This is a genomic window from Jatrophihabitans sp., assembly GCA_036389035.1.
Taxonomy (GTDB): domain Bacteria; phylum Actinomycetota; class Actinomycetes; order Mycobacteriales; family Jatrophihabitantaceae; genus Jatrophihabitans_A.
In genome coordinates, this window is record DASVQQ010000018.1 from 14742 (window position 1) to 33161 (window position 18420).

Annotated in this window: 16 protein-coding genes and 1 tRNA gene; 6 read left to right on the forward strand and 11 right to left on the reverse strand. The window is 70.8% G+C overall.

The genetic code is table 11. The annotated features are described in order from the left end of the window. Nucleotides 1-15 precede the first annotated feature (15 nt). Complete coding sequence (locus VF557_12330) at nucleotides 16-1212, reverse strand: acetoin utilization protein AcuC (protein HEX8080991.1); 1197 nt, start codon at nucleotides 1210-1212, stop codon at nucleotides 16-18. A gap of 471 nt (nucleotides 1213-1683) precedes the next feature. Here VF557_12330 and VF557_12335 point away from each other — a divergent pair, with 471 nt between their 5' ends. The 4 genes from VF557_12335 to VF557_12350 all read left to right on the forward strand — a co-directional run bounded on the left by VF557_12335 (nucleotide 1684) and on the right by VF557_12350 (nucleotide 6644). Beyond that, nucleotides 1684-2505 (forward strand): hypothetical protein, encoded by an 822-nt coding sequence (locus VF557_12335; protein ID HEX8080992.1) that lies wholly within the window; start codon nucleotides 1684-1686, stop codon nucleotides 2503-2505. A gap of 67 nt (nucleotides 2506-2572) precedes the next feature. Next, on the forward strand, nucleotides 2573-4489 hold the full coding sequence (locus VF557_12340; GenBank protein HEX8080993.1) for a fumarate reductase/succinate dehydrogenase flavoprotein subunit: 1917 nt from the start codon (nucleotides 2573-2575) through the stop codon (nucleotides 4487-4489). A gap of 73 nt (nucleotides 4490-4562) precedes the next feature. Beyond that, nucleotides 4563-5315, forward strand: coding sequence for a succinate dehydrogenase/fumarate reductase iron-sulfur subunit (locus VF557_12345; GenBank protein ID HEX8080994.1), 753 nt, complete (start codon nucleotides 4563-4565; stop codon nucleotides 5313-5315). A gap of 213 nt (nucleotides 5316-5528) precedes the next feature. Continuing rightward, nucleotides 5529-6644, forward strand: coding sequence for a sulfotransferase (locus tag VF557_12350; protein HEX8080995.1), 1116 nt, complete (start codon nucleotides 5529-5531; stop codon nucleotides 6642-6644). Between the two features lie 12 nt (nucleotides 6645-6656). Here the strand turns inward: VF557_12350 and VF557_12355 are convergent, their stop codons facing one another. From VF557_12355 to VF557_12385, 7 genes are all read right to left on the reverse strand, one after another. Further along, the gene (locus VF557_12355) at nucleotides 6657-7238 is read right to left on the reverse strand and encodes a hypothetical protein (protein ID HEX8080996.1); all 582 of its coding nucleotides are present in this window, start codon (nucleotides 7236-7238) and stop codon (nucleotides 6657-6659) included. Then, the gene (locus VF557_12360; protein ID HEX8080997.1) at nucleotides 7235-8560 is read right to left on the reverse strand and encodes a DUF58 domain-containing protein; all 1326 of its coding nucleotides are present in this window, start codon (nucleotides 8558-8560) and stop codon (nucleotides 7235-7237) included. Before VF557_12360 ends, VF557_12355 begins: the two co-directional genes overlap by 4 nt. Before the next feature lie 14 nt (nucleotides 8561-8574). After that, a complete protein-coding gene (locus VF557_12365) occupies nucleotides 8575-9561 on the reverse strand; it encodes a MoxR family ATPase (protein HEX8080998.1) in 987 nt (328 codons plus the stop codon). Next, complete coding sequence (locus VF557_12370; GenBank protein HEX8080999.1) at nucleotides 9561-10082, reverse strand: hypothetical protein; 522 nt, start codon at nucleotides 10080-10082, stop codon at nucleotides 9561-9563. The genes VF557_12365 and VF557_12370 overlap by 1 nt, the downstream gene beginning before the upstream one ends. Further along, a complete protein-coding gene (locus tag VF557_12375) occupies nucleotides 10079-10807 on the reverse strand; it encodes a DUF4129 domain-containing protein (GenBank protein HEX8081000.1) in 729 nt (242 codons plus the stop codon). Before VF557_12375 ends, VF557_12370 begins: the two co-directional genes overlap by 4 nt. A 55-nt stretch (nucleotides 10808-10862) precedes the next feature. Next, nucleotides 10863-12032 carry a cystathionine gamma-synthase gene (locus VF557_12380; protein ID HEX8081001.1) on the reverse strand — a complete coding sequence of 390 codons (1170 nt, stop codon included), beginning with the start codon at nucleotides 12030-12032 and terminating at the stop codon, nucleotides 10863-10865. Nucleotides 12033-12093: 61 nt separating this feature from the next. Further along, the gene (locus VF557_12385) at nucleotides 12094-13485 is read right to left on the reverse strand and encodes a cystathionine beta-synthase (GenBank protein ID HEX8081002.1); all 1392 of its coding nucleotides are present in this window, start codon (nucleotides 13483-13485) and stop codon (nucleotides 12094-12096) included. A gap of 65 nt (nucleotides 13486-13550) precedes the next feature. On the opposite strand from VF557_12385, the gene VF557_12390 reads away from it, so the two are divergent. After that, complete coding sequence (locus VF557_12390; GenBank protein HEX8081003.1) at nucleotides 13551-14591, forward strand: SGNH/GDSL hydrolase family protein; 1041 nt, start codon at nucleotides 13551-13553, stop codon at nucleotides 14589-14591. Nucleotides 14592-14637: 46 nt separating this feature from the next. Beyond that, nucleotides 14638-15867, forward strand: a complete 1230-nt coding sequence (locus VF557_12395; protein HEX8081004.1) for an acetyl-CoA C-acetyltransferase — start codon at nucleotides 14638-14640, stop codon at nucleotides 15865-15867. A 164-nt stretch (nucleotides 15868-16031) separates the two neighbouring features. Here VF557_12395 and VF557_12400 read toward each other — a convergent pair whose 3' ends face one another. The 3 genes from VF557_12400 to VF557_12410 form a co-directional block, all read right to left on the reverse strand. After that, nucleotides 16032-16868 (reverse strand): Bax inhibitor-1/YccA family protein, encoded by an 837-nt coding sequence (locus VF557_12400; protein HEX8081005.1) that lies wholly within the window; start codon nucleotides 16866-16868, stop codon nucleotides 16032-16034. 148 nt (nucleotides 16869-17016) lie between these two features. Continuing rightward, nucleotides 17017-17089: transfer RNA gene (locus VF557_12405), tRNA-Leu, on the reverse strand. 18 nt (nucleotides 17090-17107) lie between these two features. Beyond that, nucleotides 17108-18418 (reverse strand): NAD(P)/FAD-dependent oxidoreductase, encoded by a 1311-nt coding sequence (locus tag VF557_12410; GenBank protein HEX8081006.1) that lies wholly within the window; start codon nucleotides 18416-18418, stop codon nucleotides 17108-17110. Nucleotides 18419-18420 lie beyond the last annotated feature (2 nt).

An 18420-nucleotide genomic window follows, 5' to 3' on the forward strand; every position in this document is an offset into this window, starting at 1 on the left:
CGGGGATCCTCCGGATCAGTCACGGGGATCCTCCGGATCCAGGCCCAGCAGCGGGAAGCTGGCGTGGCGGGTGGCCCAGATCGAGCGGTCCAGCCAGGTCTCACCGCCCGGGGCCCACGGCTGCGGTTGCGGCTCGCGGCCCTCACCCATCAGCTGGGGCAGCGCGGCGGTCACCCCGCGGCGGCGCAGTCGCTCCGACCAGGACTGCGGGATCTCGGTCCGGGGGTCGATCGGGTGGCCGGTCATCTCGGCCAGCAGGTGGGTCCAGGTACGTGGCACGCAGCGCAGCACCCCGTAGCCGCCGCCTCCCATGGCCAGCCACCGGCCATCGGCGACCTGGTGCGCGAGCCGGTGCAGCGCCGCGTAGGCGGCCCGCTGGCCCTCGATGGTCAGCGCCAGGTCGGCCAGCGGGTCCTCGTGATGGGTGTCGCAACCGCACTGGGTCACCAGCACGTCCGGGCCGAAGGCCGTCACCGCCCCCGGCACCACCGCCTGAAAGGCCCGCAGCCAACCGTCGTCGGACGTGCCCGGCGGCAGGGCCAGGTTGACCGCGGTGCCCTCACCCGGGCCGCTACCGACGTCAGTGGCCACCCCGGTTCCCGGGTACAGGGTGCGGGGATCCTGGTGCATCGAGATGGTCAGCACCCGCGGGTCGTCGTAGAAGGCCGCCTCGACGCCGTCGCCGTGATGGACGTCGATGTCGACATAGGCCACCCGTCGGGCGCCTGCGGCCAGCAGCGTCCGGATCGCCAGCACCACGTCGTTGAAGACGCAGAAACCGGCGGCCGAGTCGCGCATCGCGTGGTGCAGGCCGCCGGCGATGTTCATCGCGTGCCGGGCGGCGCCGCTCCACACCTGCAACGCCGCCAGCCGGGAGCCGCCGGCGATCAGCGCGGCAGCCTCGAACATGCCCGGGAAAACCGGGTTGTCCGAGCTGCCGAGGCCGAAGCCCTGGTAGCCCGGGTCATCGCCGGCGGCACGGACCGCGGCAAGGTAGCCGGCGCCGTGCACCGTCAGCAGCTCGGACTCCTCGGCCGGAGCCGGTTCCAGCACCGTCAGCCGGTCCAGCACGCCCAGGCTGCGGGCCAGTGACATCGTCAGGTCCAGCCGGACCGGCGCCAGCGGGTGCTCGCCGAAGTCATATCCCAGGTAGCCCTGCCCCCAGATCAGGGTGGTCCGGCAGTCCGATCCGATCCCGGTTGGCGAGCTCATAGGAATTGACGGTAACCGTCGCGGCTGCGGCCTACATCTCGGCGTCCGTGGCAGGCTTGCGCAACGGTCGTCCCCGACCTCGGCGCGGGTCGGGTGGCGTGCTTGGCTGGTGATGTGAAGTTGGACATACTCAGCCTCGGCGCTATGTCAACGTCATACGATTTTGCCGTCGAATGGAAGGCGTTATGCCGGTCTCTGTCGAGCTCAGAACGCTGAACCGCGCGGTGCGGGATCTCCGCACGGCGGTCACGTCTCTGCGCGGCAAGTACGGTGATGTTCCGACCGTGATGCGGCTTCGCAACGATCTCGAACGGCTCGAGTCAGACGTCCACGACGTCAGCTCGCTGCCGCCGACTGGCCTGGGAGGAACCCCATCGAGATGCACCAGCTGACCGACGAACCTCACGACACCTCGATGTGGGCCGAGGACGCCGAGGACGAGGGCCTCGGCGGCCACCGTGGAACCTCACGATGACGAAGGCAGATCCGACCGACCGGGCAACCGGCACCGGCGTCAACGCCCCTGGCCGAGCCCGCATCGGCGCCCGCACGCTGCGCACCGACCGCTGGTGGATGCCCCAACTGGTGACCGCCCTGGTGCTCGGGCTGTTCGCGATCTACGCGACGCTGCGGGCGTTCCAGAACGGTGACTACTACTCCAAGCCCTACCTGTCACCGCTGTACTCGCCCTGCCTGAGCACCGAGTGCGTGCCCGGCTCCAGCGACTTCGGCACGCCGATCGGGTCCTGGTTCCCGCTGTCGCCGGCCATCATCATCCTGATCTTCCCGCTCGGATTCCGGATGACCTGTTACTACTACCGCAAGGCCTACTACCGCTCGTTCTGGCTGTCACCGCCGGCCTGCGCGGTGGCTGAGCCGCACGCCAAGTACACCGGCGAGACCCGCTTTCCGCTGATCCTGCAGAACATCCACCGCTACTTCTGGTACGCGGCGATGGTGTTCTCGGTCATTCTGACCTTCGACGCGATCCTCGGGTTCCGCGACCAGCAGGGCAACTGGGGCCACATGGGCCTGGGCACCGTGGTGCTGCTGATCAACGCGGCGCTGATCTGGGCGTACACGCTGTCCTGCCACTCGTGCCGGCACATCGTCGGCGGGCGGTTGAAGCACTTCTCCAAGCACCCGATCAGGTACTGGGCCTGGGGCAAGGTCTCGGTGCTCAACGCCAAGCACATGGAGCTGGCCTGGGTGTCGCTGGTCTGGCTGGTCGTCACCGACCTGTACATCTTCCTGCTGGCTCGTGGCGCCTTCAGCGATCCCCGGTTCTTCTAGGACCGCCGGCTGCGCTAGCTGAATCCCCCGCGACCATCGAACAACGGACACCGAGGACTGCCGCCTGATGATCGAATACGAACAGCACCGTTACGACGTCCTGATCATCGGCGCCGGCGGCGCCGGCCTGCGCGCCGCCATCGCCGCCCGCGAAGCCGGTCTGCGCACCGCGATCATCTGCAAGTCGCTCTTCGGCAAGGCGCACACCGTGATGGCCGAGGGCGGCATCGCGGCCTCGATGGGAAACGCCAACTCCAACGACAACTGGCAGGTGCACTTTCGCGACACCATGCGCGGGGGCAAGTTCCTGAACAACCCGCGGATGGCCGAGCTGCACGCCAAGGAGTCCCCGCAGCGGGTCTGGGAGCTCGAGACCTACGGCGCGCTGTTCGACCGGACGGCGGACGGACGGATCAGCCAGCGCAACTTCGGTGGGCATGAGTACCCGCGGCTGGCCCACGTCGGTGACCGCACCGGCCTGGAGCTGATCCGGACCCTGCAGCAGAAGATCGTCTCGCTGCAGCAGGACGACGGCGGCGGGGTCGCCTCGGACGGCAAGCTCAAGGTGTTCGCCGAGCTGACCGTCACCGAGTTGCTGCACGACGACAGCGGCTCCATCGCCGGCGCCTTCGGCTACTGGCGCGAGTCAGGCAGGTTCGTGGAGTTCCGGGCGCCGGCCGTGGTGCTGGCCACCGGCGGCATCGGCAAGTCCTTCAAGACCACCTCCAACTCCTGGGAGTACACCGGCGACGGCCATGCGCTGGCGCTGCGGGCCGGGTCGAACCTGATCAACATGGAGTTCGTGCAGTTCCACCCGACCGGCATGGTGTGGCCGCCCTCGGTCAAGGGCATCCTGGTGACCGAGTCGGTCCGCGGCGACGGCGGGGTGCTGCGCAACTCCGACGGCGAGCGGTTCATGTTCAACTACGTGCCGGACGTGTTCCGCAAGAACTACGCCCAGACCGAGGACGAGGCCGACCGCTGGTACAAGGACCCCGAGAACAACAAGCGGCCGCCGGAGCTGCTGCCCCGCGACGAGGTCGCCCGGGCGATCAACTCCGAGGTCAAGGCCGGCCGCGGCTCGCCGCACGGCGGGGTGTTCCTGGACGTCTCGACCCGGTTGCCGGCCGAGGAGATCATCCGGCGGCTGCCCTCGATGCACCACCAGTTCAAGGAACTGGCCGACGTCGACATCACCAAGGAGCCGATGGAGGTCGGCCCGACCTGTCACTACGTGATGGGCGGCGTCCAGGTCGATCCGGACACCGCTGCCGCCGACGGGGTGCCCGGGTTGTTCGCGGCCGGCGAGGTCGCCGGCGGCATGCACGGCTCCAACCGGCTGGGCGGTAACTCGCTGTCGGACCTGCTGGTCTTCGGCCGCCGGGCCGGCGTCGGCGCCGCCGAGTACGTGGCCTCGCTGGGCGGCTCCTACCCGCTGGTCAACGAGAAGGCGCTGGCCGCTGCCGCCGAGGCCGCGGTGGCGCCGTTCCGGACCGAGTCCGGCGAGAATCCCTATACGGTGCACCAGGAGCTGCAGCAGACCATGAACGACCTGGTCGGCATCATCCGCACCGAGCCGGAGATGCGGCAGGCGCTGGACCGGCTGGGCGAGCTCAAGGCCCGGGCCCGTCGGGTCAGCGTCGAGGGCCACCGGCAGTTCAACCCGGGCTGGCACCTCGCCCTGGACCTGCAGAACATGATCGCGGTCAGCGAGTGCGTGGCCCGGGCGGCGCTGATCCGGCAGGAGAGCCGTGGCGGGCACACCCGTGACGACTTCCCGGCGATGAGCTCGGACTGGCGCCAGCGCAACCTGGTCTGCACGCTCAGCCACGACGCCGACGGTATGAGCGATGTCACCGTTGTCGAAAAGCCCACCCCGGCGATGCGAGCGGACCTGCTCGAGCTGTTCGATCGGGACGAGCTGGCCAAGTACCTGACCGACGAGGAACTTCCCGTGACGGCAGCCAAGGAGCAGAACCGATGAGCGAGGATCGCAGCGAAGCGAGGACCGGAGCGAATCCCGTGATGAGCGCTTGCGCGAAGAACAAGGAAAACAAATGACGTACAAGGCGAAGTTCCGGGTCTGGCGAGGCGACGCCGACAACGGTGACCTGCAGGACTTCACCGTCGAGGTCAACGAGGGCGAGGTCGTGCTCGACATCATCCACCGGTTGCAGGCCACCCAGGCCTCGGACCTGGCGGTCCGGTGGAACTGCAAGGCCGGCAAGTGCGGCTCCTGCAGCGCCGAGATCAACGGCCGGCCGCGGCTGCTGTGCATGACCCGGATGTCGACGTTCACCGAGGCCGAGACGATCACCGTCACCCCGCTGCGCGCGTTCCCGGTGATCCGCGACCTGGTCACCGACGTCTCCTTCAACTACCAGAAGGCGCGCGAGATCCCGTCGTTCGCGCCGCCACCGGGCCTGGCGCCCGGCGAGTACCGGATGCAGCAGGTCGACGTGGAACGCTCGCAGGAGTTCCGCAAGTGCATCGAGTGCTTCCTGTGCCAGGACACCTGCCACGTCGTGCGCGACCACGAGGAGAACAAGAAGTCCTTCGCCGGACCGCGGTACCTGATGCGGATCGCCGAGCTGGACATGCACCCGCTGGACGCCCGGGACCGGCAGCGCGAGGCGCAGGACGAGCACGGCCTGGGCTACTGCAACATCACCAAGTGCTGCGGCGACGTCTGCCCCGAGCACATCAAGATCACCGACAACGCCCTGATCCCGATGAAGGAACGGGTCGCCGACCGCAAGTACGACCCGCTGGTCTGGCTGGGCAACAAGATCTTGCGCCGCGACTCCTAGGGACTGGCTCGCCGGCCCCCACCAGTCGAACCTGGAGCAGGCCCGACGCTCATCCGGATGACCTTCGGCGTCAACGCGCTCGTGGTCGCCACCCGGTGAGCCTGCGATCGGCGCTGCGCGGCACACCCAGCAGGGGTATGGTGTCCTCCCACTGGGGGCCCGGCCGGCTGAGGCCGGTGTCGGTATGCACTGGCACCCGATGGGAGCGAGCCGATGAGCGCGCGCGTGCTGCACATCGTCGACAAGGTGGCGCCGCTCGAGTTCTTCCCGGCGGTCCCGCAGAATTTCGTCCTGCGCGAGGGCGAACCAGTGCCCCCGGAGGTCGTGCTCGAGGACCCGGACCTCAGCCTGTACTGCCTGGACGACGACAACGGGCAGGCGCTGTTCGTCCGAACGCCCACCGGCGTCGACCTCTTGGCGTCGCCGTTCTACTACCTTGCCCAGTACCAGCATGCGCAGCAGGTGATCGCGGTGCCCTATGACACCCTGCACCGGCTTGCCGATGGCCTTGCCGTCGGCGCTGACGACCTCGTCCTGATCTACTCTGTCGGGCGCTGCGGCTCCACCCTGATCAGCCAGGCCCTCAACGCCGTGGACGGCGTGCTCAGCTACTCCGAACCCGACGTCTACACCCAGATCGCGATGCTGCGGCACTCCGACGGCAGCCGCGACCAGGAGTACCTGCGGCTGATCCGGACCTGCACCCGCATCCTCCGCCGGAACGCCACGACGGTGGCGCTGAAGTTCCGCGCCAGCGGCATCCACCTCGCCGACCTGTTCCACCAGCTGTACCCCGACGCCCGCAACATCTTTCTGCACCGGCACGCGGAGAGGTGGCTGGAATCGATGAACGCCGGGTTCACCCCGAACCTGCCAGGGCCCGAGGCCGAGCCGATGTTCACCAGGTTCGTGCTGGCTCAGGCGCCGCTGCTGCAGCCGTTCGCGGCCCAGCACCGCCGCAGGCCGACCCTGACCGAGGCCTACACCCTGACCTGGCTGTCCGTCGTGGACAAGTACCTGACGCTGCGCCGCGACGCGGTGCCGTTCCTGACCCTGCACTACGAGGACATCAAGGCACAGCCAAGGGCGACGCTGCTGGAGCTGCTGGCCTACTGCGGGCTGCGGATCGAGGACTTCGACCGGGCCTACGGCACGTTCTCGGCGGACTCGCAGGAAGGCACCCTGCTCTCGCTGGCAAGCCGGCAGAAGAACCCGGCGCCGGCATTGCGCCCGCAGGACTACGTGCAGGCACGGGCGGTGCTGGCCGAGCACGCCACCATCCGGACACCGGATTTCGACCTCGGCGCGGCGCACGCGGCGATGGACTGAGACGGGGGCGGATCAGTCGCGAGATCGCTGCAGCAGCAGCACCGGGACGCCGACCAGCACGAGCACGCCGAGCAGCCCGAGCAGTTGCAGCCCGCTGGTGCCGCCGGGCCGCCCCAGGCCGTAGCTGATCACCGCCAGCGCCGCCGCGACCGCAAGCTCCACCGAGCACCGCCGCAGCCAGCGGCGCAGCACCGGGCCCCGCAGCCGCACGCCCAGCGGAACGGCCGCGGCCAGCGCGGTGCTGGTGTGCAGCAGGTACAGGGCGAGCGCGAACGCGGCCGTGGCGGCCAGCGGCGGCGTGCCCTGCCAACCGTAGGCGGCCAGCCAGCCACCGATCGCCGACCCGAGCGCCAGGCCGGCGCCGGCGCGATCCGGGCTGGCGACCGCGACCAGGACGCCGGCCGCCGTGAGCAGGGCCCACCCCAGGTGGCGCTCGGCCGGAATCGCCAGCACCGCCAGCCCGGCCAGCAGGATGACCAGCCGCACCGCCAACCCGGCCGGCGGGTACCGCCGCCATGCCGGGTGCCCGGACAGCGGGCCGCGGCCGGCCCACGCCGCCGCCAGCCGGCTCATCGGCGCCGCCAGCCGGCTCATCGGCGCACCCTGGCCGCCCGATGGGTCCGGCTGAGCCCGACCAGCACCTGATCCAGGCTGCCACTGCCCAGCCAGGGCACCACCGGAACGCCGTGATCGGCAAGCGCCCTGACCAGGTTCTGCCGCTCGATCAGCTGCGCCCGCCAGGCCAGCTCGAGCCAGGGCCCGGACTCGGGCAGCACCACCTCCGCCGGCAGCGTGTCCACGACCAGCACCGAGCGGCCGGCCCGGGACAGCCCCGCCGCCTCGATCGCCACCTCGGCGCCGAGCAGCGGGCTCAACACGATCACCAGGGCCCGGCCGGAGATCCTGGCCATCGCGCGGCCGGCAGCCAGCTCGCTGACCGGCGCGGCCCGGACGTCCAGCAGCACGTCCATGATCCTGAACAGGTGCGCCTGGCCGGTCCGGGGCTGGACCGGCCGGCCGGCGCGGCCCAGGTCCAGCACCGCCACCCGGTCACCGTGGCGCAGGTAGTGCTCGGCGATCGAGGCGGCCGCGCGCACCGCGACGTCGAGGTTGCTGGCGGTGCCCGGACCGGCGTGGGCGCCCACCTCGAAGGCGGTGTCGAGCACCAGCACCACCTCGGTGTCACGATCTGAGTAGGTGGCGGTGACGTGCAGGTCGCCGGTGCGCAGCGACACCGGCCAGTTGATCCGCCGCAGCCGGTCGCCCGCGACAAAGGGACGCACCCCGGCCGGATCGACCCCTTCGCCGATCCGGCGCGACCGGTGCGCCCCGACGATGCCAGGAGCTGACGGCACCAGGTCGGTGGCTGCGAACTCGGCCCGCAGCGGGATGGTGACCAGCGACGCCACGTCGGCGCCGGTCACGGTGGTGCGCAGCAGTCCGTGGGCGGCCGTGACGCTCATGCTCACCCGGCCGATCCGGCTACGTCCCCACCGGGGCGCGACCAGCCGATGATCGAGGCTGACCTCCTCATCCGGGCCGGCCGTGGTGCAGACGTCCTGGCCGCCGCCGGACAGCTCGATCCAGCCCTCCAGCCGGGTGCGCAGCCGGATGACGTCGACCGCGTCCGGGGCGTGGAGCTGCTGGCTCAAGGTGGTCGACTGGCCCTCGAACAGCGTGGTCGCCGTGGTCCGGAGCCGCACCACCGGCGCCCGGGAGGCCCGGCTGAGCAGCGGCAGCACGGTGCCCACCGCCAACGGCAGCGCCAGCAGCAGCAGGTCCTGGCGGGCCAGCAGCACCGCCAGCCCCAGCAGCACCGCCGCGCAGCCCACCGCGGGCGCCAGCGCCGCGGTGGGTGACCACCGGGCCGGCGGGATCGCGGCCCGGTCAGGCTCCCCGGCCGGGTGGGGGGTCATAGCCGGGTCGGAACTCATGGCCGGCTGGCCGACCGCAGCCGCGGCCGGTCCGTGCCGATTGCCGGGGCCGGCACCTCGGCCAGCACCGTCGAGATCACCTCGGCCGGCATCAGCTGGCGCATCCACATCTCCGGACGCAGCGTCACCCGGTGCGCCAGCGCCGCGACCGCGATGGCCTTGACGTCCTCGGGAGTCACGAAGTCGCGATGATTGATCAGGGCGTAGGCCCGGGCGACCAGCAACAGGGCCAGCGCGCCACGCGGCGAGGCGCCGACCAGCAGGTGGTGATGAAACCGGGTGGCGTCCACCAGCGCGACGCAGTACCGCCCGACGCTCTCCTCGACCTCGATCCCTTCGACGACCCGCTGCACCGCCATCAGCCCGGCCGCGTCCAGCACCGGGTTCAGGGTTATCGCCTCGGCCTGGCGCGCCATCCGGCGCTGCAGCACCTGCCATTCCTCGTCCTGGCTGGGGTAGCCGAAGGACACCCGCAGCAGGAACCGGTCCAGCTGGGCCTCGGGCAGCGGGTAGGTGCCCTCGTACTCGATCGGGTTGGCGGTGGCGATCACGTGGAACGGCTCGGGAAGCGCGAAGGTGCGGCCCTCGACGGTGGCCTGGCGCTCCTGCATCGCCTCCAGCAGCGCGGCCTGGGTCTTGGGCGGCGTCCGGTTGATCTCATCGGCCAGCACCAGGCCGGCGAACAACGGCCCGGCGCGAAACGCGAACTCGCCCTGGCGCTGGTCGTAGACGAACGAGCCGGTGATGTCAGAGGGCAGCAGGTCGGGGGTGAACTGGATCCGGCGGAACTCCAGCCCGAGCGCCTGCGCGAAGGACCGGGCCGTCAGGGTCTTGGCCAGGCCGGGGTTGTCCTCGATCAGAACGTGGCCACCGGCCAGGATGCCGGCCAGCACCATGGCCAGCCGGCCTCGCTTGCCGACCACCGCCCGGCCCACCTCGGCCAGCACCCGGTCACAGGCCTGCGCGGCCGCCGGCGCGTCCATCACAGGGCCTCGATCTGGTCCAGCAGCGCGCTCAACTGGGCGTGACTGGACGCCGGGCTGGAAGGCGTCGGCGGCGCCATCGTCAACGACCACAACTGCTCTCCTAACACTTCTCTGGCCTGGACGGGCTGGCTGCGCGGGTCGATCCCGTACTTCTGGCGCAACCGCTCGGTGGCCAGCCGGGCAAGCATCGGGCGCACGTTGCGGTCATATTTCGAACCGTCCCGGCAGGCTGCTTCGAGCCGGCGTTCGGACTGTCGCAGCCTGCTGAGGTACTCCCCGCCGGTCGGCGCCGGCTGCTCGAAGAGCTCCGGCGGCGGCTGCGGCCCGGCGGCGGTCTCACGCACCAACTGAACCAGCACCGCGGTGGCCATGCCGACTCCGACGCACAGCTCCGGCGGCGGGTCCGCGCCGGAGGCGACGCCGGTCAGCAGCACGACGATGCCGACTCCCAATCCGATCCCGGCGGCCAGGGCCAGCCGTAGCCAGAACCGGGAACGCCAGCCCGCCGGCTCGGTCATCTGCGGCCCTGACCCGCGGGCTCGACGGGCTGGACGGGTCCGGCCGCCTCGAGTTCGGAACGGAGCTGGGCCAGGTCAGCCCGGGCTTGGGCGACAGCCTCGGCCGGGATCGGATGGCTGGAGAACCGGGCCTCGCGGTACAGGGCGGCCAACCGGTTCAGCGGCGCCTCGCTCAACGGCAGCGAGGACAGCAACCGCTCGGCCAGGTCGGAGGAGGTCTCGGCGGGCCGGCGGCGCAGGCCTGCCGCCTCGGCGGTCTGCTCCAACCGGTACCAGCACAGGATCACCCCGTCCCGGATCTGGCCGTTGGCCATCTGGGACATCGTCGAGCGCAGCGTGTTCGAGACCCGCCTGCGGACATCGTCGGGAGCCGGCTCGGCCGGCGGCCGGGCGGTCCGGCGGCCCCGCTGCCGGGAGCGCAGCCAGGCGAGGAAGCGCGGCCAGAGCGCCACCGCGAGCCCGAGCAGCGCCAGCAGCAGGGTGGCGATGAGCACCCACTGGATGAAGGACCAGGGCACCCGGAAGCCGTCCGAGGTCTCGGGGGGCACGGAGTTCAGCTGGTCCTCGGCCGGCGGAGCGGTGACCGAGGCCTCGCGTGGCGCGCCCGAGCGGGTGACGGTCCGCACGTCCACCTGTTGCGGCCGGGCCCGGGCGGCGAAGGCGACCAGCGTGAACCCGGCCAGCGTCGCTGCCGCCAGCCACCCGTTGCGGGCGTTGGACCTCACCGCGCGCTCGCCACCGTCCTCACCTGCGTCAGCCGGGCGCCGCTGCGAACCTGGCTCAGGCCAGTGCCGCGGTGAGGTCTGCCAGCAGATCCTTGATGTCCTCGATGCCGACCGAGAGCCGGACCAGGTCGCCGGGAACCTCCAGCTCTGAGCCTGCCACGCTGGCGTGCGTCATGCGGGCCGGGTGCTCGATCAGCGACTCGATACCCCCGAGCGACTCGCCGAGGGTGAACAGCCGGGTCAGCCCGCACACCTTGAGCGCCGCCTCCTCGCCGCCGCGCACCCGGAAGGACACCATGCCGCCGAACCCGGTCATCTGCCGGGCCGCGACCTCGTGGTGGGGGTGGGTGGGCAGGCCCGGGTACAGCACGCTCGAGACGGCCGGGTGCTGGCTGAGGAACCGCACGATCTGCTCGGCGTTGGAGCAGTGCCGGTCCATCCGCACGCCCAGGGTCTTGATGCCGCGCAGCACCAGCCAGGAGTCGAACGGGCCGCTGACCGCGCCCATCGCGTTCTGGTGGAAGGCCACCTGCTCGCCGATCTCGGGGTCACGGGTCACCACCGCCCCGCCGACCACGTCGGAATGCCCGCCGAGGTACTTGGTGGTGGAGTGCACCACGATGTCGGCGCCCAGGGCCAGCGGCTGCTGCAGGTAGGGCGAGGCGAAGGTGTTGTCGACGACCAGCAACGTCTGGTGCTGACGCGACACCTCGGCCAGCGCGGCGATGTCGACGATGTTGAGCAACGGGTTGGTGGGCGTCTCCACCCAGATGACGCGGGTGTTGGGCTGGATCGCGGCGGCCACCGCGCCGCTGTCGTGCATGGGGACCGGGGTGAACTCGATGCCCCACCTGGTCAGCACCCGGGCCACCAGCCGGTAGGTGCCGCCGTAGGCGTCATCGGGCAGCAGCATGTGGTCCCCGGGCACGCAGAGCGTCCGCAGCAGGGTGTCCTCGGCGGCCAGGCCGGAGGCGAAGGCCATCCCGCGCGCGCCGCCCTCCACCGCGGCCAGGCACTCCTCCAGCGCCGTCCGGGTCGGGTTGCCCGACCGGCTGTACTCATAGCCGCCGCGCAGCCCGCCGACGCCGTCCTGCTTGTAGGTCGAGGTCTGGTAGATCGGCACCACGACCGATCCGGTCAGCGGGTCGGGCTCCTGGCCGGCGTGAATCGCCCGGGAGTTGAAGCCGAGCTGGTCCGGCGCGCTGCCATCAATCGGGTTACCCATAGCCCACAGATTACTGCCCCGTCCGGAATGCCGAGTACCCGTGACAAAACGGGCACCACTCCTACTTGCTGACCAGGAATCCCAGCAGGTCCTGCCGGGTCACCACCCCGGCGGGCTTGCCGTCGACGTGCACCAGCAACGCGTCCGCCCCGCCCAGCGCCTCGACCGCCCGGCGGACCGGCTCACCCGAGCCGATGATCGGCAGCATGGCCGACATGTGCTTCTCCAGCGGGTCCGACAACGAGGCCTGGCCTGCGAACAGGGCGTCCAGCAGCGCCTTCTCCGACACCGACCCGACCACCTCGCCGGCGGTCACCGGCGGCTCCGCGCCGACCACCGGCATCTGCGACACCCCGTACTCGCGCAGGATATCGATCGCCTCGCGGACGGTCTCGTTCGGGTGCCCGTGCACCAGGGCCGGGGTCTCGCCGTCCTTGGCGGTCAGCACCTCGCCCACGGTGGTCTCGGCGCTGTTGTCCAGGAAGCCGTAGTCGCTCATCCACTTGTCGGAGAAGACCTTCGACAGGTAGCCCCGGCCGCCGTCGGGCAGCAGCACCACGATCACGTCCTCGGGCCCGGCGCGCTCGGCCACCCGCAGCGCCGCCGCGACGGCCATGCCACACGAGCCGCCCACCAGCAGGCCCTCCTCGCGCGCCAGCCGCCGGGTGATCTCGAACGACGTCGAGTCCGAGACCGCGATGATCTCGTCGGCGACGTCACGGTCGTAGTTGCCGGGCCAGAAGTCCTCGCCCACCCCCTCGACGAGGTAGGGCCGGCCGGTGCCGCCGGAGTACACCGAGCCCTCGGGGTCGGCGCCGATCACCCGCACCGGGCCGCCGGCGCGCTCGGCCGACATCTCCTTGAGGTAGCGGCCGGTGCCCGAGATGGTGCCGCCGGTGCCCACGCCGGTCACGAAATGGGTGATCCGGCCCTCGGTCTGCTCCCAGATCTCCGGGCCGGTGCTCTCGTAGTGGGCGCGGGAGTTGTTCACGTTGGAGTACTGGTCCGGCTTCCACGCGCCGGGCACCTCACGAGCCAGCCGGTCAGAGACCTGGTAGTAGGAGCGCGGGTCCTCCGGCGCCACCGCGGTCGGGCAGACCACCACCTCGGCGCCGTAGGCCTTGAGGAGGTTGATCTTCTCCGGGGCGACCTTGTCCGGCAGCACGAAGATGCAGGAGTAGCCGCGCTGCTGGGCGACGATCGCCAGTCCCACCCCGGTGTTGCCGGACGTCGGCTCGACGATCGTCCCACCGGGCTTGAGCTCGCCCGCACGCTCGGCCGCCTCGATCATCGGAAGGGCGATCCGGTCCTTGACCGATCCTCCGGGATTGAAGTACTCGACCTTGGCCAGCACCAGCGGTGCGGTCTCGGGGTCGAGGTGGCTGGTGATGCTGCGGAGCTGGAGCAGCGGGGTGTTGCCGATCAGGTCAACGAGTGAGGTGTAGTAGCGCATGGACCAAAGGCTAACCTCGCCTCAACGATTCGGGGACATCAACGGTCAATCCAGGAGGCAGTTCCATGAGCCGGGCTTCGCGCGCACGCCGGGTGGTGACCGCTGCCGCGTTCGGAACAGGCAGCCTGGGCGCGCTCAGCGCGGCGGCGGCCGGCCTGGTCTACGGCCAGACCAAACTTGCCCGGCGGCGGATCCAGCCTGCTGAGGCGAACCCGCCGCGGGCCGACGGGGTGTGGCTGGCGCCCGGCGCGCGGGCCGACGAGCCGCCGCTGCTGCTGGCGATGCTCGGTGACTCCTCAGCCGCCGGATACGGCGTGCACACCGACGCCGAGACCCCGGCAGCCCAGATCGCGATGGGGCTCTCGGCGCTGGCCCGGCGGCCGGTCCAGCTGCGCAACGTCGCGGTGGTCGGGGCCCAGAGCTCGGCGCTGGTGCGGCAGGTCGGGATGGTGCTGGAGGAGAGCCAGCGGCCCGATCTGGTGGTGATCATGATCGGGGCCAACGACGTCACCCACCGGATCCGGGCCTCGGAGTCGGTCCGGCACCTCAACGACGCGCTGAGCGTGCTGGCCGAGCACAACCTCGAGGTGGTGATGGGCACCTGCCCCGACCTGGGGACGATCCGGCCGATCGCGCAGCCGCTGCGCTGGCTGGCCCGCCGGCTGTCCCGGACGCTGGCCGCCGCGCAGGCGGTGGCGGTGGTGGCCGCGGGCGGGCGGGCCGTCAGCCTGGGCGACATCCTGGGGCCGGAGTTCGCCAGCAGCCTGGATTACTTCTCCGCCGACCGGTTCCACCCGTCGGCGATCGGCTACACCCGGGCCGCGGAGGTGCTGCTGCCCTCGGCCGCCGCGGCGCTGGGCCTGAGCACGGTGTCCGAGCCGGCCGCGCCGTTCACCTCGACCAGGGCCCGGCCGGTGGCCAAGGCCGCGGCGCGGTCGGCCGGCCTGCCGGGCACCGAGGTGCTCCCGGCCCAGGTGCACGGCCAGCGGGCGGGCCGGCGCGGGCCGTGGGCAAGGCTCATCCGCCGCCGGGCAGCCACCGTGATACCGCCCACGTCCGGCGGCCAGGAAAACTTCACCCCTGCCACCATGGTGGGTAGCGACTAGCCCGTTCGGGGCCAGCTTTTTCGAGAGCTTCATCAAGGAGAAACCCATGACCAGCACGCCGCAGGCCGTCATCGTCGCCACCGCCCGATCGCCGATCGGCCGGGCCGGCAAGGGCTCGCTGGTGAACATGCGCGCCGATGACCTCACCGCGCAGATGATCGCCGCGGCGCTGGCCAAGGTGCCGCAGCTGGATCCGCGCCAGATCGATGACCTGCTGCTGGGCTGCGGCCTGCCCGGCGGCGAGCAGGGCTACAACATGGCCAAGATCGTGGCCACCCTGCTCGGTTACGACTTCTTGCCGGGCGCGACCGTCACCCGGTACTGCGCGTCCTCGCTGCAGACCACCCGGATGGCGATGCACGCCATCCGGGCCGGCGAGGGGGACGTGTTCATCTCCGCCGGTGTCGAGACGGTGTCGCGGTTCGTCAAGGGCTCCTCCGACGGCCTGCCCGACACCAAGAACCCGCTGTTCGCCGAGGCGCAGGAGCGCACCGCGAAGGTCGCAGCCGAAGGCGCCGACGGCTGGCAGGACCCGCGCGAACGCGGCGACCTGCCCGACCCCTACATCCCGATGGGCCAGACGGCGGAGAACCTGGCCCGGCAGTTGGGCGTCAGCCGCGAGGAGATGGACCACTTCGGGGTGCGGTCGCAGAACCTGGCGGAGAAGTCCATCGCCAACGGCTTCTGGGCCAGGGAGATCACCCCCGTCACGCTGCCCTCCGGCGAGGTGGTCAGCGTCGATGACGGGCCGCGGGCCGGGGTCACCTACGAGGGTGTCTCGCAGCTCAAGCCGGTGTTCCGCCCGGACGGGCTGGTCACCGCCGGCAACTGCTGCCCCCTCAACGACGGGGCCGCGGCGCTGATCATCATGAGCGAGACCAAGGCCGCCGAGTTGGACGTGACGCCGCTGGCCCGGATCGTGGCGACCGGGGTCACCGGCCTGTCGCCGGAGATCATGGGCCTGGGGCCGGTCGAGGCGTCCCGGCAGGCGCTGGCCCGGGCCGGCATGTCGGTCTCCGACATCGACCTGGTGGAGATCAACGAGGCCTTCGCCGCCCAGGTGGTCCCGTCGTACCAGCAGCTGGGCTTCGACCTTGACAAGGTCAACGTCAACGGCGGTTCGATCGCGGTCGGGCACCCGTTCGGCATGACCGGGGCCCGGATCGCCACCACGCTGATCAACTCGCTGCAGACCCATGACAAGCAGTTCGGCCTGGAGACGATGTGCGTCGGCGGCGGCCAGGGTATGGCGATGATCCTGGAGCGGCTGTCCTGAGCTTGACCGACCCGTATCGATTCGGCCTGAGCTTGACCGACCCGTATCGATTCGGCTGCCTGGGACGGCCGACATCGATACGCGTTCCCCGACATGGTGCGGCCCCGTCCCTCAACGCTGAGGGACGGGGCCGACTTGGTAGTTACTAGCTGGCTCTTGGGGGCTTAGTCGTTGCGCCCGGTCAGGTAGCTGAGCAGCCGCAGGATCTCCAGGTACAGCCAGACCAGGGTCACCAGCACGCCCCAGGACAGGTACCAGCCGACCTTCTCGTCCACGCCGCGCCGGACCGACTGCTCGATCATGTCGAAGTCCACGATCAGGTTCGAGGCCGCGATCACGATGCAGAGCAGGCTGAACCCGATGGCCAGCGCCCCGCCGTCCCGCAGGCCCAGGCCGCCGGGAGTGAACATGCCGGCGATCAGGTTGACCAGCATCAGGCCGACGACGCCCAGCGTCGAGGCGAACACGATCTTGGTGAACTTCGGGGTGACCCGGACCGCGCCGGTCTTGTAGACCACCAGCACGCCGCCGGCCACCATGATTGTCCCGGTGATCGCCTGCACCACGATGCCGTTGAACCGGTCGTTGAACATCTCGCTGATGCCACCCAGCGCCAGGCCCTGCAGGCCCGCGTAGATGGTCGCGGTGACGGCGTTCGCCTTGCCCGAGAACGCCATGTAGAGGCCGAGTCCGAGCGTGGCGAGCACGCTGATCAGGACGACGGCGCCGATGGTCGCGTCGGGGATGAGGAACCAGGCGAAGCCGGCTGCCACCAGCAGGGTGCCGAGCAGCACCATGGAGCGGGTGACGACGTCGTCCAGGGTCAGGTACCGCGACGGCGCCGCGGGCGGGGCCGGCTGACCGTAGGACGGCTGGTTGTACCACTCGTTGAGCTGGCCGGGCGACGGCGGCGGCGCGATCGGGCCGTTGGGGCCCTGGGCTGCCGTGGAGCCTGGACGTCCGGTCTTCTCAAAACCCCGCAAGACAGGGTTACTGGCCACTTTGTTGCCTCCACCTCGGTATCCGCACCGGTGGGTTCCCGGTGCGCACGTTGTACATCAGATGTAACGCATGACGGTGCTTCGGTAGTTCCCGGGCCTGCTGCTCGTCCCCGCCGCGATCTGACCGGTGGACAGCCGGCGCCAGCCGTACCCCCGGTCGGACTCGAACCGACACTGTGCGGATTTTAAGTCCGCTGCCTCTGCCATTGGGCTACGGGGGCGCGCCAGCAGGGTATCGGTCAGGACGCGCTGGCCCGCTCGAAGTCATGGCGCGGCGACTGCAGCTGGCCCAGCGACACCACCTCGCGGGGGAAGAACAGCGCGGCGGTCCAGTCGGCGAGCACCCGCACCTTGCGGTTGAAGGTGGGCACCCGGGACAGGTGGTAGGTGCGGTGGATGAACCAGGCCAGCGGGCCGCGCACCTTGACCCCGTAGAGCTCTGCCACCCCGCGGTAGAGCCCCAGCGAGGCGACCGAGCCGACGTAGGCGTGCTTGTAGTCCTTCAGCGCCTGGCCGTTGATCGTCCGCACGAGGTTGTCGGCGAGCAGCCGGGCCTGCCGGACGGCGTGCTGGGCCGACGGGCCGCACAGCGCGTCGGGGTCTGACTTGGACAGGTCCGGCACCGCCGCGGTGTCACCGGCCGAGAACACCCCCTGGACCCCCTTGACGGTCAGGTTCGCGCGGCAGGGCAGCCGGCCGCGATCATCGACCGGCAACCCGGAGCTGGCGGCCAGCGGATGGGCCTTGACCCCGGCCGTCCAGACCAGGGTGTCGACCTCGAAGCTCTCGCCGTCGGACAGCTCGACCCGCCCGCCCACCGCCGACACCAGCCGGGTGTTGAGCCGGACGTCGATGGAGCGTTCGGCCAGCCGGTCGGCGGTGTAGGCCGACAGCCCCACCGAGACCTCGGGCATGATCCGGTTCGCCGCCTCGACCAGCACCCAGCGCAGGTCGGCGGGGCTGATGTCGGGGTAGTAACGGCAGGCGTAGCGGGCCATGTCCTCCAGCTCGGCCAGCGCCTCGACACCCGCGTAGCCGCCGCCGACGAAGGCGAAGGTCAACGCCCTGCGCCTGGCCGCCGGGTTCTCGGTGGAGGAGGCGAAGTCCAGCATGGCCAGCACGTGGTTGCGCATGAAGATGGCCTCGCCGATGGTCTTGAAGCCGATGCCCTGCTCGGCCAGGCCCGGAATCGGCAGCGTCCGGGCGATCGAGCCGGGAGCCACCACCAGCAGGTCGTAGCCCAGCTCGTAGGAGTCGCCCGAGGCCGGCTCCACCACCACCGACCGCCGATCGTGCTCGACCCGGCTGACCAGTCCGGTGATCACCCGGCAGTGCTTGAGCACCCGGCGCAGCGGCACCACCACGTGTCGGGGCTCGACGCTGCCGGCCGCCGCCTCGGGCAGGAAAGGCTGGTAGGTCATATTGGGCTGCGGATCGATCACCACGATCTCGGCCCGGCCGCGGGACAGCTTCTTCTGCGCCCGCAAGGCGGTGTACAGGCCGACGTAGCCACCGCCGACGATCACAATTCGGGTGGGTCCACTGCTCATCG